The organism is Rhodococcus sp. P4_F3_2 (assembly GCF_056401335.1).
Genome location: NZ_JBFUJN010000036.1, coordinates 17,030 through 30,540, shown reverse-complemented (window position 1 = coordinate 30,540; position 13,511 = coordinate 17,030). Strand labels below are relative to the sequence as shown.

Annotated in this window: 13 protein-coding genes; 5 read left to right on the top strand and 8 right to left on the bottom strand. The window is 63.3% G+C overall.

All coding sequences use genetic code 11. From position 1 onward, the window contains the following. Window positions 1-171 precede the first annotated feature (171 nt). The 7 genes from AC1DWA_RS27645 to AC1DWA_RS27615 form a co-directional block, all read right to left on the bottom strand. Entirely contained in the window at window positions 172-594 is a 423-nt protein-coding gene (locus AC1DWA_RS27645; RefSeq protein ID WP_003944963.1) for a metal-sulfur cluster assembly factor, read from the bottom strand. Continuing rightward, entirely contained in the window at window positions 591-1,094 is a 504-nt protein-coding gene (gene sufU / locus AC1DWA_RS27640; RefSeq protein WP_003944894.1) for a Fe-S cluster assembly sulfur transfer protein SufU, read from the bottom strand. Before sufU ends, AC1DWA_RS27645 begins: the two co-directional genes overlap by 4 nt. A gap of 3 nt (window positions 1,095-1,097) precedes the next feature. After that, window positions 1,098-2,363: a cysteine desulfurase gene (locus tag AC1DWA_RS27635; RefSeq protein ID WP_477917325.1), complete on the bottom strand. Its 1,266-nt coding sequence runs from the start codon at window positions 2,361-2,363 to the stop codon at window positions 1,098-1,100. A 5-nt stretch (window positions 2,364-2,368) separates the two neighbouring features. Continuing rightward, on the bottom strand, window positions 2,369-3,175 hold the full coding sequence (gene sufC, locus AC1DWA_RS27630) for a Fe-S cluster assembly ATPase SufC (RefSeq protein WP_003944795.1): 807 nt from the start codon (window positions 3,173-3,175) through the stop codon (window positions 2,369-2,371). A 61-nt stretch (window positions 3,176-3,236) separates the two neighbouring features. Further along, a complete protein-coding gene (gene sufD / locus AC1DWA_RS27625; protein ID WP_020907733.1) occupies window positions 3,237-4,457 on the bottom strand; it encodes a Fe-S cluster assembly protein SufD in 1,221 nt (406 codons plus the stop codon). Beyond that, the gene (sufB, locus tag AC1DWA_RS27620; protein ID WP_003944799.1) at window positions 4,457-5,917 is read right to left on the bottom strand and encodes a Fe-S cluster assembly protein SufB; all 1,461 of its coding nucleotides are present in this window, start codon (window positions 5,915-5,917) and stop codon (window positions 4,457-4,459) included. The genes sufD and sufB overlap by 1 nt, the downstream gene beginning before the upstream one ends. Window positions 5,918-6,072: 155 nt before the next feature. Continuing rightward, the gene (locus tag AC1DWA_RS27615; protein ID WP_269455348.1) at window positions 6,073-6,819 is read right to left on the bottom strand and encodes a helix-turn-helix transcriptional regulator; all 747 of its coding nucleotides are present in this window, start codon (window positions 6,817-6,819) and stop codon (window positions 6,073-6,075) included. Window positions 6,820-6,949: 130 nt separating this feature from the next. Between AC1DWA_RS27615 and mptB the strand changes: the two genes are divergently transcribed. The 5 genes from mptB (at window position 6,950) to AC1DWA_RS27590 (ending at window position 13,046) form a co-directional block, all read left to right on the top strand. Continuing rightward, entirely contained in the window at window positions 6,950-8,704 is a 1,755-nt protein-coding gene (mptB, locus tag AC1DWA_RS27610; RefSeq protein ID WP_080910404.1) for a polyprenol phosphomannose-dependent alpha 1,6 mannosyltransferase MptB, read from the top strand. Further along, on the top strand, window positions 8,701-9,642 hold the full coding sequence (locus tag AC1DWA_RS27605) for an ABC transporter ATP-binding protein (protein ID WP_007727917.1): 942 nt from the start codon (window positions 8,701-8,703) through the stop codon (window positions 9,640-9,642). The genes mptB and AC1DWA_RS27605 overlap by 4 nt, the downstream gene beginning before the upstream one ends. 14 nt (window positions 9,643-9,656) lie before the next feature. Continuing rightward, complete coding sequence (locus AC1DWA_RS27600; protein WP_370333988.1) at window positions 9,657-10,493, top strand: ABC transporter permease; 837 nt, start codon at window positions 9,657-9,659, stop codon at window positions 10,491-10,493. Window positions 10,494-10,540: 47 nt separating this feature from the next. Further along, window positions 10,541-11,935, top strand: coding sequence for a hypothetical protein (locus AC1DWA_RS27595; protein ID WP_223257842.1), 1,395 nt, complete (start codon window positions 10,541-10,543; stop codon window positions 11,933-11,935). Window positions 11,936-12,071: 136 nt separating this feature from the next. Further along, window positions 12,072-13,046, top strand: coding sequence for a COX15/CtaA family protein (locus AC1DWA_RS27590; protein WP_269577220.1), 975 nt, complete (start codon window positions 12,072-12,074; stop codon window positions 13,044-13,046). Window positions 13,047-13,109: 63 nt separating this feature from the next. Here the strand turns inward: AC1DWA_RS27590 and AC1DWA_RS27585 are convergent, their stop codons facing one another. Continuing rightward, window positions 13,110-13,472 carry a hypothetical protein gene (locus AC1DWA_RS27585; protein ID WP_477846628.1) on the bottom strand — a complete coding sequence of 121 codons (363 nt, stop codon included), beginning with the start codon at window positions 13,470-13,472 and terminating at the stop codon, window positions 13,110-13,112. Window positions 13,473-13,511 lie beyond the last annotated feature (39 nt).

The following is a 13,511-nucleotide window of genomic DNA, read 5'->3' as shown; positions in this document are numbered from 1 at the left end:
TTACCGATCAGTCAGCTTCCAGCAAATATTCATCAAACAACCATTTGGGACTATTGTCCTGAATATCATGGCTAAAACGGCCCTATATAACAAACCGAAGCGCCGGTACCCGACGAACGGGCACCGACGCTCCGGTGAAATGTATTCAGTTGATCGTGCCGAGGTTGCTTGTCAGACCGTGAAGCCGAGTGCGCGCAGTTGCTCGCGTCCGTCTTCGGTGATCTTGTCCGGTCCCCACGGCGGCAACCACACCCAGTTGATCTTCATATCGGTACACAGATCGCTACGCACAAGTGCGCCGCGCGCCTGGTCCTCGATCACGTCGGTCAACGGGCACGCCGCCGACGTCAAAGTCATGTCGATCGTGACGACACCGTCGTCTTCGAAGAGTCCGTAGACCAAGCCGAGATCGACGACGTTGATTCCCAGTTCGGGGTCGACGACGTCGCGCATCGCTTCTTCGAGTTCGTCGAGTCGCTCAGGCGACGGGACAGTGCCACTGCCCTGTGCGCCACCGAATTCCGCAGTGGAATCGGGATTCGGATTCACCGGAGCGCCGACCTCGGCGTCCTGCACTGGTTGTGTCTCGGTCATGATCCCTGTCCTTCAGTCGTGTCGACCAATTCACTGCTGCTGTCCGCCGTCGTCACAGCACTGCCGTCGACAATCTGGACTACAGCATCCTTGAATGCCATCCATCCGAGCAAGGCGCACTTCACGCGTGCCGGGTACTTCGAGACACCGACGAACGCGATGCCGTCGCCGAGAACGTCCTCGTCCCCCTCGACGGTGCCCCGACTGCTCACCATCTCGTTGAACGCCGTCACCGTCTTCAGTGCGTCGGTGACCTGCATCCCGATGACGAGGTCGTTCAGCACCGACGTCGACGCCTGGCTGATCGAACAACCCTGACCGTCGTACGAGACGTCGGAGACCGTTCCGTCCTCGGAGATCTGGACGCGCAACGTCACCTCGTCGCCACACGTCGGGTTGACGTGGTGCACCTCGGCGCCGAACGGCTCGCGGAGTCCGCGGCCGTGCGGATGTTTGTAGTGATCGAGGATCACTTCCTGATACATCTGCTCCATGCGCATGATTCAGTTCAACTCCCCTGCGACACCGAAAAATTCCTGCGCACGCTTGATCGCTGCAACGAGAACATCGATTTCCGCGGTGGTGTTGTAGAGCGCAAACGACGCACGGGCCGTCGCAGCGACACCGAACTTACGATGCAGCGGCCACGCGCAATGGTGTCCGACGCGGATCGCGACGCCCTCGTCGTCGAGGATCTGTCCGAGGTCGTGGGCGTGAATACCGTCCACGACAAAGGAAATCGCTCCGCCGCGGTTCTCGGACGTCTGTGGTCCGATGATGCGCAGACCTTCGATCGMCGACAACTTTTCGAGAGCAGCCTCCACCAACACGTGCTCGTGCGCAGCGACGGCGTCCATCCCGAAGGTGTTCAGGTAATCCACGGCAGCGCCCAGTCCGACCACCTGTGAGGTCATCGGTACGCCGGCTTCGAAACGCTGAGGCGGCGGCGCGTAGGTGCTGACCTCCATGGTGACCGTCTCGATCATCGACCCGCCGGTGATGAACGGAGGCATCGCTGCCAGCAGTTCACGACGGCCGTAGAGAACTCCGACCCCCGAAGGGCCGAGCATCTTGTGGCCCGAGAACGCCGCGTAGTCCACTCCCAGTTCGTGGAAGTCGACGGCCATGTGAGGCACCGACTGGCACGCGTCGAGCACGACGAGTGCACCGACGGCGCGTGCTCGTCGCACCAATTCCTCGACGGGCGCGATCGCGCCGGTCACGTTGGACTGGTGGGTGAACGAAACGACCTTCACCGCGTCTGTCAGCTCCAGCGAATCGAGATCGATCCGGCCGTCGTCGGTGACGCCGTACCACTTGAGCGTCGCACCGGTTCGGCGCGCAAGTTCCTGCCAGGGAACGAGGTTGGCGTGGTGTTCGAGTTCGGTGATGACGATTTCGTCGCCAGGACCGACATGGCGGTCGAAGCGATCGTCACCGAGAACGTAGGTCACCAGATTGAGAGCCTCGGTGGCGTTCTTGGTGAACACCAACTCGTCCGAATCCGCGCCCACGAAAGAAGCGATGGTGGCGCGAGCATTCTCGTACGCGTCCGTCGCCTCTTCTGCGAGCTGATGAGCACCCCGGTGTACTGCCGCGTTACACGTGGTCAGGAAGTCCCGTTCGGCATCGAGAACCTGGACCGGACGCTGCGAGGTAGCGCCGGAATCCAAGTACACCAAAGGTTTTCCGTCGCGCACGGTTCGCGCCAGGATCGGGAAGTCGGCCCGAACCGCTGTGACGTCGAGCTCGCGCACCGAGGTGGTCATCGTGATTACGCTCCCTGGGTAGCTGCGGTGTCCGCGGTGAAACGAACGTAGCCGTTGGTCTCGAGCTCGTCGGCCAGCTCCGGTCCACCGGACTCGACGATGCGGCCACCGACGAACACGTGAACGAAGTCGGGGTTGATGTAGCGCAGAATGCGCGTGTAGTGCGTGATCAGCAGAACGCCGCCGTTCTCGCGCTCCTTGTAGCGGTTGACGCCTTCGGAGACGGTGCGCAGAGCGTCGACGTCGAGGCCGGAGTCGGTCTCGTCGAGGATCGCGATCTTCGGCTTGAGCATGCCCAACTGCAGGATCTCGTGGCGCTTCTTCTCGCCACCGGAGAAGCCTTCGTTGACCGAGCGCTCGATGAACGAGGGATCGATCTCGAGCTCGCTGAGGGCTTCCTTGACTTCCTTGACCCAGTGGCGCAGCTTGGGAGCCTCGCCTCGCACGGCCGTGGCGGCGGTGCGCAGGAAGTTGGACATGGAAACGCCGGGAACCTCGACGGGGTACTGCATCGCCAGGAAGAGCCCGGCACGTGCACGCTCGTCGACGCTCATTGCTAGGACGTCTTCACCGTTGAGGGTGATGGAGCCGGACGTGACCTGGTACTTGGGGTGACCGGCGATGGCGTACGACAGAGTCGACTTGCCGGAGCCGTTGGGGCCCATGATCGCGTGGGTCTCGCCGGAGCGGACCGTCAGGTCGACGCCCTTGAGGATCTGGATGGGCTCGGCGTTGGCATCGGAGTTGGCGACCTCGACGTGCAGGTCACGAACCTCGAGGACCGAGGTGGTGGTGTTGTCACTGGTAGACATGAAATTCCTTCAAGATGAGGCGGGCGAGCGTAGCGACGGGGTGGTGTCGCAGGCGGGGCGGTCAGGAGCCGACGGCTGCGAGTTCGGCTTCGACTGCGGCTTCGAGGCGATCGCGCACCTCGGGAACAGCGATCTTGTTGATGATTTCGTGGAAGAACCCACGTACGACCAGACGACGAGCCTGATCCTCCGGGATACCACGAGCACGCAGGTAGAACAGCTGCTCGTCGTCGAAACGTCCCGTTGCACTTGCGTGGCCGGCACCGACGATCTCACCGGTCTCGATTTCGAGGTTCGGAACCGAGTCGGCGCGGGCGCCGTCGGTCAGCACCAGGTTGCGGTTGAGCTCGAACGTGTCGGTGCCCTCCGCTGCGGCGCGGATGAGAACATCGCCGATCCACACGGTGTGCGCGTCGGGCTTGCCGGATCCGGGATCGCCCTGAAGCGCACCCTTGTAGACCACGTTGGACTTGCAGTTGGGCTGCGAATGATCCACCAGCAGACGCTGTTCCAGATGCTGGCCGGCGTCGGCGAAGTACAGGCCGAGCAGTTCGGCGTCGCCGCCCGGTCCGTCGTACTTGACGGTGGCGGACAGGCGAACCAGGTCGCCGCCCAGGCTGATCGAGGTGTATCGAAGCACCGCGTCGCGATTCAGGCGAGCGTGGTGTGACGTCACGTGAACTGCGTCGTCCGCCCAGTCCTGGATGGCCACCACGGTCAGCTGCGAACTGTCACCGAGAACGAATTCGATGTTCTCCGCGAAGGTTCCGCTGCCGCGCTGGTCGATCACGAACGTCGCCTTGGCGAACTGTGCCAGGTGAATCTGGGTGTGCCCGTAGGCGACGTTGTCGACTCCGGGGCCGGTCATGGTGACCACGACTGGCTTCTCGACCTCGACCTCGGCGCCCACCGAGATGACCGTTGCAGTCTCGAAGCTCGAATACGCCTGCGCTGCAATGCGATCAGCGGGAACGCCGGCTTTGCCCAGACGCGCGTCGTCACGGCCGACGGTCTCGACGGTGATGTCGCTTCCCCCGTCGACCTCGACGGTGACCTGTCCGTTGGCGACGGCGCTGCCGTCATGCAGTCCCCGGAGACGACGCAGCGGGGTGAACCGCCAGATCTCGTCACGTCCGCCGGGAACCTCGAATGCATTGACGTCGAACGAGGAGAACTGCTCGCCCTTGTTCGTGATAGGTGAGCCTGTGGCTGCACCCTTTACAGGAGCGGTCGGGTTCTCCCCGGCAACAGCTCCGATGACTCCGGTCTCTGGCGTGGTCACTAACCCACAGCCCCTTCCATCTGAAGTTCGATAAGGCGGTTGAGCTCGAGCGCGTACTCCATCGGGAGTTCCTTCGCGATGGGCTCGACGAATCCACGCACGATGGTGGCCATCGCCTCGTCCTCGGTCAGTCCGCGGCTCATCAGGTAGAAGAGCTGATCGTCACTGACCTTGGAGACGGTGGCCTCGTGACCCATGGTGACGTCGTCCTCGCGGATGTCGACGTACGGGTAGGTGTCGCTTCGGCTGATCTGGTCGACCAGCAGAGCGTCACACTTGACGGTCGACTTGGAGCCGTGGGCACCCTTGTTGACCTGCACCAGACCGCGGTACGACGCACGTCCACCACCACGGGCGACAGACTTGCTGATGATGGTCGAGGACGTGTGCGGCGCGAGGTGGAGCATCTTGGCGCCGGTGTCCTGGTGCTGGCCCTCGCCGGAGAACGCAACGGAGAGAACCTCACCGCGGGCGTACTCGCCCATCAGCCACACGGCCGGGTACTTCATGGTGACCTTGGAGCCGATGTTGCCGTCGACCCACTCCATGGATCCGCCTGCCTCGACCTTGGTGCGCTTGGTCACCAGGTTGTAGACGTTGTTGGACCAGTTCTGGATGGTCGTGTAGCGGCAGTGGCCGCCCTTCTTCACGATGATCTCGACGACGGCCGAGTGCAGTGAATCGGACTTGTAGATCGGCGCGGTGCAACCCTCGACGTAGTGCACGGAGGCATCTTCGTCGACGATGATCAGGGTGCGCTCGAACTGACCCATGTTCTCGGTGTTGATGCGGAAGTACGCCTGCAACGGGATGTCCACGTGGACTCCCGGCGGAACGTAGATGAACGAGCCACCGGACCACACGGCGGTGTTCAGCGCGGAGAACTTGTTGTCGCCGGCCGGGATGACCGATCCGAAGTACTCCTTGAACAGCTCCGGGTGCTGCTTGAGACCGGTGTCCGTGTCGAGGAAGATGACGCCCTGCTCCTCGAGGTCCTCACGGATCGAGTGGTAGACGACCTCGGACTCGTACTGAGCTGCGACGCCGGCAACGAGGCGCTGCTTCTCCGCCTCGGGGATGCCGAGCTTGTCGTACGTGTTCTTGATGTCCTCGGGCAGGTCTTCCCACGACTCGGCCTGCTTCTCGCTGGACCGGACGAAGTACTTGATGTTGTCGAAGTGAATACCTTCGAGGTCGCTGCCCCAGTTCGGCATCGGCTTCTTGTCGAAGGTGCGCAGCGCCTTGAGGCGGATGTCGAGCATCCACTCGGGCTCGCTCTTCTTGGCGGAGATGTCCCGCACGACAGCCTCGGACAACCCGCGCTGCGCGCTGGCTCCGGCTTCGTCGGAATCGGACCAGCCGTAGCCGTAATGACCGAGGGACGCGATGGTCTCTTCCTGCGTGAGCGGCTCGGTGCCTGCTGCCGCAGTGGTAGTCGCCTGGTCTGATGTGACGGTCATGCGAGCTCCTTCCGGAGTCTTGTTTCTTGACGGCTGCTCGGGTTCAGCGAGGGCTGGTCGCTGTGGTCGAGCAGTTCTGACTTTGAAGAACTAGCTGAAAAATCTCTATTCGAGCGCTGCACGGTGGCAACGCTCGGTAGAACACTGTGGTCCGGTCATCTACTCCCGGTGGACACGAGGGGCACGTGCGTCGTGCAGGCGCAGTCACCGTTGGCGATGGTCGCCAGACGCTGGACATGAGTCCCGAGCAATTGCCGGAATGCTTGCTGCTCTGCCTCGCACAGTTCCGGAAACTCTTCTGCCACATGGGAAACCGGGCAATGGTGTTGGCAGATCTGCACGCCGTTGCCGACCGGCCGGGTCGACGCTGCGAACCCCACCGCGTTGAAGGCTTCGGCGATTGCGTCCGCTGTCGCCTCGACGTTGTCGACATCTGTCGGATCAGCCGGTTCGACGTCTCCGACGATCGCCTGGACCCGACGCTTGGCGAACTCCTCGATTGCCGCGTCTCCGCCGATTTCACGGAGTTGCCGCATCGCGGCTCCCGCCAGATCGTCGTAGGTGTGGCCGAGGCGGCCGCGACCGGTCGCGGTGATCTGGAACTGCTTGGCGGGACGACCTCGTCCGCGCTGACGCAGCGACGACGCCGAAGCGGTACGGGCTTCGCCCGACTCGATCAACGCATCCAAGTGACGTCGGACACCTGCGGCACTCAAACCGAGGCGTGTGCCGATTTCGGAGGCGGTAATGGGGCCTTCTTCGAGTAGCAGCTTGACCACTGCCGCCCGCGTCTGACCTTCGACGCTCACCGTAACCGGATTTGCGGCAGCACTCGGCGAGGCCGCTACAGTGGGCTGACCTGCAACTTCCTTGCTTCGTGGGTCTGACGCATTTCTTTTCACAACACAAGTGTGACGGAATTCTTTTCGCAGGTCTACTAAGGGCAACCTGCATTACATTCGGGAATATCCGGACAACGTGCGTTGTTTGTGCTTGTCTGTCCGGCTGGATGGAGCCGCTACGCTGCCTGGTGTGCCGCAGACCCCCGAGAAGACGACGACCGCGCGATCGGCGCGCGCGATCCTGCTGGAAAAACCCAAGGCACTCGCGCTTTCCACGATCGGCGTTCGACCTTTCGGATCCGCTCCCCGGCAGAGTATGGCCGCGGTGCTGCACGGCGACGAGGACGAGCGCCCGGGCCTGAACGCGAAGGAAACCGCACAACTGCGAGGGATCCGCCGATTCGGCGCGACCGGCGCGGTCTTGATGGCAGTCGGAGCGCTCGGCGCCGGCGCACAACCCGTCCTGCAGAATCCGACCGCAGGACTTCGAGTCCTCAGCCTCCCCGGACGTATGCCGACGGTCTCACTCACAATGACGATGACCGGAACCGTGCTCGTCGTTCTCGCCTGGCTGATGATGGGCCGATTTGCAGTGGGGGACATACGCAGCCGTTCCGGCGCACCGCGGCGCATGACCCGTTCCCAGTTGGACCGCACACTCCTGCTGTGGATCCTGCCGCTCTCGGTCGCACCGCCGATGTTCAGCCGCGACGTCTACTCGTATCTGGCACAAAGCGAAATCGCGGCCCGTGGACTCGATCCGTACGCCATCGGCCCCAAGGCGGCACTGGGCGTCGACCACGTTCTGACCCGCACGGTTCCGACGATCTGGCGCGACACCCCGGCTCCGTACGGTCCGTTCTTCCTGTGGCTGGGACGCGGGATCAGCTCACTGACCGGCGACAACATCGTGGCCGGAATCTTCTTGCACCGCTTGCTCGCATTGGCCGGCGTCGCGCTCATCGTGTGGGCGATACCTCGACTGGCCAAGCGATGCGGTGTCTCTGCCGTCAGTTCGCTCTGGCTCGGTGCCGCGAACCCGCTGTTGCTCTTCCACTTGGTGGCCGGCATCCACAACGAAGCGCTCATGCTCGGGTTGATGCTCGCCGGAATCGAGATCGCCCTCCGCGCAGTCGAAGGGTCCGGGCCGATCCGTGGGCGAGCGCTGTTCTATCTCATTGCGGGATCTGGATTGATCGCGTTGTCGTCGACGGTCAAAATTCCGTCCTTGCTTGCGCTGGGATTTGTCGGCATGGCCTTGGCTCGGCGTTGGGGTGGAACCTGGAAAGCCCTGGCGGGAGCCGCGATTCTCCTGGGCGTCGTTGCCGCTGTCGTCACGTTTGTCATCAGCGTGGCCAGTGGGCTCGGTATGGGTTGGATCAACACCCTCGACACCGCCACCGCAGTCCGGAGTTGGATGTCCATCCCGACGCTCCTGGGCGTCGGCACGGGATTGGCCGGTGTACTACTCGGACTCGGCGATCACACGACGGCGATCCTCACGATCACGCGGCCCATCGCAACTCTCGTCGCCATGCTCGTCACCGCACGGATGATGATCTCGGTGTACATGGGCCGCATACACCCGGTCGGTGGACTCGGCATCGCACTCGGAGCGATCGTTCTCCTGTTCCCCGTCGTTCAGCCGTGGTACCTGCTGTGGGCGATCCTTCCGTTGGCGGCGTGGGCCACCGCACCGATTTTCCGCATCCCTGCCGTCGTCTTCACCTCGATCGTCAGCGTCATGTTGATGTCCAACGGCGCCGAATACCTTCCGTTCATGATCGTGCAGGCCGTCATCGCGACCATCCTCACCGCCGGAACGCTCATCGTCTTCACCCGCAATTCACTCCCCTGGCGTAGCGACAAGCCAGTAGCGGAGATCACGAAAGGCGGACCGGTAGACGAAGACAACTCGGCGGGGGCTTACGCTGATTCCCCGTGACCTCGAGAGCCTCCAGATCGTCGACGCCGGCGGTACAGATCCAGGGTGTCGTCAAGTCCTTCGACGGTGTTCGAGCCGTCGACGGTATCGATCTCACTGTCGAGACGGCCCAGGTCGTTGCCCTGCTCGGCCCCAACGGAGCCGGTAAGACAACCACCGTCGAGATGTGCGAAGGGTTTGTCACCCCCGATGCCGGCACGGTTCGAGTGCTCGGTCTCGACCCCATCGCCGACTCCGGTGAAGTCCGCTCACGAATCGGCGTCATGCTGCAGGGCGGCGGCGCGTACCCCGGGTCCAAGGCCGGGGAAATGCTCGACCTCGTGGCCGCATACTCGGCCGACCCGCTCGATCCCGCCTGGCTCCTTTCCAAACTCGGCCTCACCGATGCGCGCAAGACCCCGTACCGCCGTCTCTCCGGAGGCCAGCAGCAACGACTGTCCCTGGCGTGCGCGCTGGTCGGCCGCCCCGAATTGGTATTTCTGGACGAACCCACCGCTGGACTCGACGCTCAGGCGCGCCTGCTCGTGTGGGAACTCATCGACGCTCTGCGACGCGACGGCGTGAGCGTCCTGCTCACCACACACCTCATGGACGAGGCCGAAGCACTCGCCGACGAACTGGTCATCATCGACCACGGCAAGATCGTCGCATCGGGAACGCCGGCCGAGGTCACCAGCAAGGGCGCCGAAGGACAACTCCGTCTGACGACGGTTCCCGGTTTGAGCCTCGATTCGCTGGCCGGTTCACTCGCCGGGTTCCGCATCGAGGAATCCAACCCAGGCACCTACGTCGTCGAAGGTGCAATCGATCCGGCAACCGTGGCAACAGTTGCGACGTGGTGTGCCGATCAGGACGTGCTGATCAACGACATTCGCGTCGATCAACGGAGTCTGGAAGACGTCTTCCTCGAATTGACGGGCCGGGAACTGAGGGGATGACGGAGATCAAGGTCATGAACGAAACAGCGTCGAACGGCCAGAGCAGTCCCATCAGCGTTGCCAGAGACCGACGGCTCGCCGAGAACCGCTTCGAGCCAGGCACCTTCTCGCCGGATCCCCGCCCCAATTCGGCGGCCAAGATGCTGGCGGCGCAGACCAAACTGGAGCTGACTCTTCTGCTCCGCAACGGTGAGCAATTGCTGCTCACCATGTTCATCCCGATCACCCTGCTCATCGGACTGTGTCTACTTCCGATCGGCGATTTGGGCGATTCTCGGGTCGATACCGTGCTCCCTGGTGTCATGATGGTTGCCGTGATGTCGACGGCGTTCACCGGACAGGCCATCGCCGTCGGATTCGATCGCCGATACGGCGCGCTCAAACGACTCGGTGCAACGCCTCTACCGCGGTGGGGAATCATCGCAGGCAAGAGCGCTGCCGTCATCATCGTCGTGGCGCTGCAGTCGCTGTTGCTCGGCGCTATCGGTTTGGCGTTGGGGTGGCGTCCGTCGTTCGTCGAACTTGTACTCGGCGCAGTGGTCATTGCCATCGGTACTGTCACATTTGCAGCGCTTGGCCTGCTGCTCGGCGGTACATTGCGCGCAGAGATCGTTCTCGCTCTCGCCAACGTCCTGTGGTTCATCATGGTGGGCATCGGCAGTGTCGTCTTCGCCAGCGGCGAACTTCCGACCGCTGTTCACACGCTGGTGCGCATTGTTCCCTCCGGCGCTCTCGCACATGCACTCGAAGCGGCCCTCGACACCTCGATGGACTGGTTCTCGATTCTCGTACTTCTCGTCTGGGCCGCAGTGGCCGGAGTCTGCGCAGCAAGGTGGTTCAAGTTCACGTGAGTACACGACGGACAGCTCAGATCGTCGGCTGTGTGGCCGCAACAGTGATGTTGTGTGCCGGACCCGCAACGGCGACCCCTTCGGTGTCCGGTCCACTCGCACCTGCAAATCCGCACCTCGGTCCCGTCGGTACTTCCACCATGCACGGTGACGCGGGCTCGTCCGATGTCACGCCGCTGCCTGGTCCAGGAACCGGCCCACACGAGGTGACAGCTTTCCCGATGATGGCCGCCTGCCCGACGGTCCTCCAGGGGTCCGACGGCATGATCGTCTCGCTCTGCACGACGATGATCGGCCAGATCCCGACCATCCATTTGATCGATCCGAAGGCCGACGCCACACCCTTGGGACGGTCGGTCGCGCAACTGCCGCTCGCGAAGGGCAGCCTGCTCGGCGGCGTCTACGCCTACCTCGACAACGAGAACCGTCTCGTAGCCGTCGACGGAAACCGTCAACTGGTCCGTATTTCCCATGCGCAGAATCCGGACGGCAGTTGGCGGCTGGAACTCGCGGATGTCATCGATCTCAGTGGTGCGGTTGCCGCCGACGACAACGTCACCGGTCTCGCCCCGGATTGGGACGGCAATGTCTGGTTCGCCACCGGGCACGGCACCGTCGGGTACGTCGGCACGGATCGAATCGCGCACAGCATTGCGCTCCCCGAGGGTGAGCAGGTGCAGAACAGCATCTCCACCTCCCCGACGGGCACTGCCGTCGCAACGACCCACGCGCTCTACCAACTGAAGCGAAGTGGCGACGAGGTCGTCATCGACTGGCGTCAGCCGTACGACCGCGGGCCGGCCCGCAATCCGGGTCAGCTCAGCTGGGGAACCGGATCGACTCCGACATACTTCGGCCCGTCGACGGGCAGCGATTTCTTGACCATCGTCGACAACGCCCACCCGACGGTGAGCTTGCATGTCTATCGCGCTGACACGGGCGCCGAGGTGTGCACGCAGCCGGTGTTGTCCGCGGCCAGCAAGGACGGCTCACCGAGTGGCAGCGAGAACTCCCCCGTCGGCATCGGTCATTCGGTCTACGTGGCCGGCACTTACGGATACCCGTACCCCACGACTCCTGAAGGTGCCGGTCCAGCGGTCCCCGCCACGGCACCCTTCAACGGCGGAATGACCCGGGTCGACATAGATCCGGTCGGCTGCCATGTCGTGTGGGACAACACAATTCGTAGCTCCGCGGTACCGCACCTCTCGACGGCGGACGGCTCGATCTACACCGTCACGCGGGACGGTAATCCGAGCACCTCTCCGCTCGACGGGTACTCGTTCGCGGTGATCGACTCGAAGGACGGGTCACAGATCGGTTCGACTCCGCTGCCGTCGACGATCCTCAACGACACCCTGCAGATGTCGGCACTCATCACCGAGTCGGGCGAGTACTTTCAGGGAACGATCTCGGGAATCGTGCGCGTTCGCGCGAACTGACGCGAGCTGGTCCCGACGACGCGGGGCAGCTCGCTTCGCGCCTGCTTCAACGCCTGCCCTTAACGACGCGGGGCAGGCGCGGAGCGAGCTGGCCCCAACGACACTGTGTAGTTGATGGGGAACTACGATCGTTGGCGTGGTGAATCGTGTGTATGCCGGATTTTTACGCTTGGTGGATCGACTACCTCTCCCCTCGCTGAAAACACAGAAAATCATCGCGTTCATCGTGATCCTGACGCAGGGCGGCATCGCTGTCACCGGCGCGGTGGTTCGCGTGACCGCGTCTGGGCTCGGTTGCCCGACGTGGCCGCAGTGCTTCCCCGGCAGCTTCGTCCCGGTCGGCCATGGCGAGGTCGCAGTACTTCACCAAGCCGTCGAGTTCGGCAACCGCCTGCTGACCTTCCTGGTCGTCATCGTCGCCGCCGCGATCGTGCTCGCGGTGACTCGTGCTCGTCGACGGAATGAAGTCCTGATCTATGCCTGGATGATGCCGCTCGGCACTGTCGTTCAGGCAGTGATCGGCGGTATCACGGTCCGAACCGGTCTGCTGTGGTGGACCGTCGCCATTCACCTGGTGGCGTCGATGCTAATGGTCTGGGTTGCCACGGTGATGTACGCGAAGATCGCGGAACCCGACGAGGCAACAACGCTGATCGTGATGCCGAAGCCGCTTCGCTGGCTGACCGCGCTGTCCGGAGTCGCGCTGGCCGGCGTGCTGGTCGCCGGCACCCTCGTAACGGGTGCGGGCCCCCACGCGGGTGACAAGAATATGGATCGGATTGTGCCTCGCCTTGAGGTCGAGATCGTGACCCTGGTTCATCTGCACTCGCAACTGTTGGTCGGCTATCTGGCCTTGGTGGTGGGCCTGACCTTCGGCCTGTATGCAGTCGGGACATCCCCGGCTGTGAAGATCCGCCTGAAGGTCTTGCTGGCTCTCATCGTCGCTCAGGCACTCATCGGTGTCGTTCAGTACTTCACCGACGTACCGGCAGTGCTGGTCGTCTTTCACGTCGCCGGTGCGGGACTGTGCACGGCTGCGACCGCGGCAGTTTGGGCTGCGGGTAAGACCCGCCAGTACACGCCGACCGATTCGCCGATACCGGCTCTCTGACGCTTCAAGACACGTGTGGGGCCGAGGAACACCAAGAAATGTTCCTACGCCCCACACGTCATTTCAGGCTTCGTTGCGTGCTTTCGGGAACCGAGTCTGGTTGGCGACCCAACCGGCCATCTTCTTGAAGTGGCCTTCCTGGGGGGTGACGATGCTCGTCAGCGCACGCTCCCACTCGGCAACGGTGACGGTGTCGAAGGACGCAACGACGGCATTGGCCGTGGCGAGGTCCTCGACGACCTGATCACCGAGGATGCCGTCGGCACCCACGAGAGTGATGCGAACGCCGGCCAGGCCGACCGGCTGAATGACGGCGCTGGCGGAGCCGCCGTGCTCGGCGACGAACTTGGTGATGGCGTTCACCGTGGACTTCGGCAGTTCCGGCGCGGACGGGGTGGCGTCCGACTTCTCGGTATCGGTGCTCATGACTCGACAATACTGGTCGGTAGCCCGGAAGCGACACCA

Bases quoted from the DNA above. Each gene is read 5' to 3' on its own strand.
- AC1DWA_RS27595 (WP_223257842.1), top strand. From the start codon at position 10,541: ATGTTGTGTGCCGGACCCGCAACGGCGACCCCTTCGGTGTCCGGTCCA.
- sufC (WP_003944795.1), bottom strand. From the start codon at position 3,175: ATGTCTACCAGTGACAACACCACCACCTCGGTCCTCGAGGTTCGTGAC.
- sufB (WP_003944799.1), bottom strand. From the start codon at position 5,917: ATGACCGTCACATCAGACCAGGCGACTACCACTGCGGCAGCAGGCACC.
- sufU (WP_003944894.1), bottom strand. From the start codon at position 1,094: ATGCGCATGGAGCAGATGTATCAGGAAGTGATCCTCGATCACTACAAA.
- AC1DWA_RS27600 (WP_370333988.1), top strand. From the start codon at position 9,657: ATGAACGAAACAGCGTCGAACGGCCAGAGCAGTCCCATCAGCGTTGCC.
- AC1DWA_RS27645 (WP_003944963.1), bottom strand. From the start codon at position 594: ATGACCGAGACACAACCAGTGCAGGACGCCGAGGTCGGCGCTCCGGTG.
- AC1DWA_RS27585 (WP_477846628.1), bottom strand. From the start codon at position 13,472: ATGAGCACCGATACCGAGAAGTCGGACGCCACCCCGTCCGCGCCGGAA.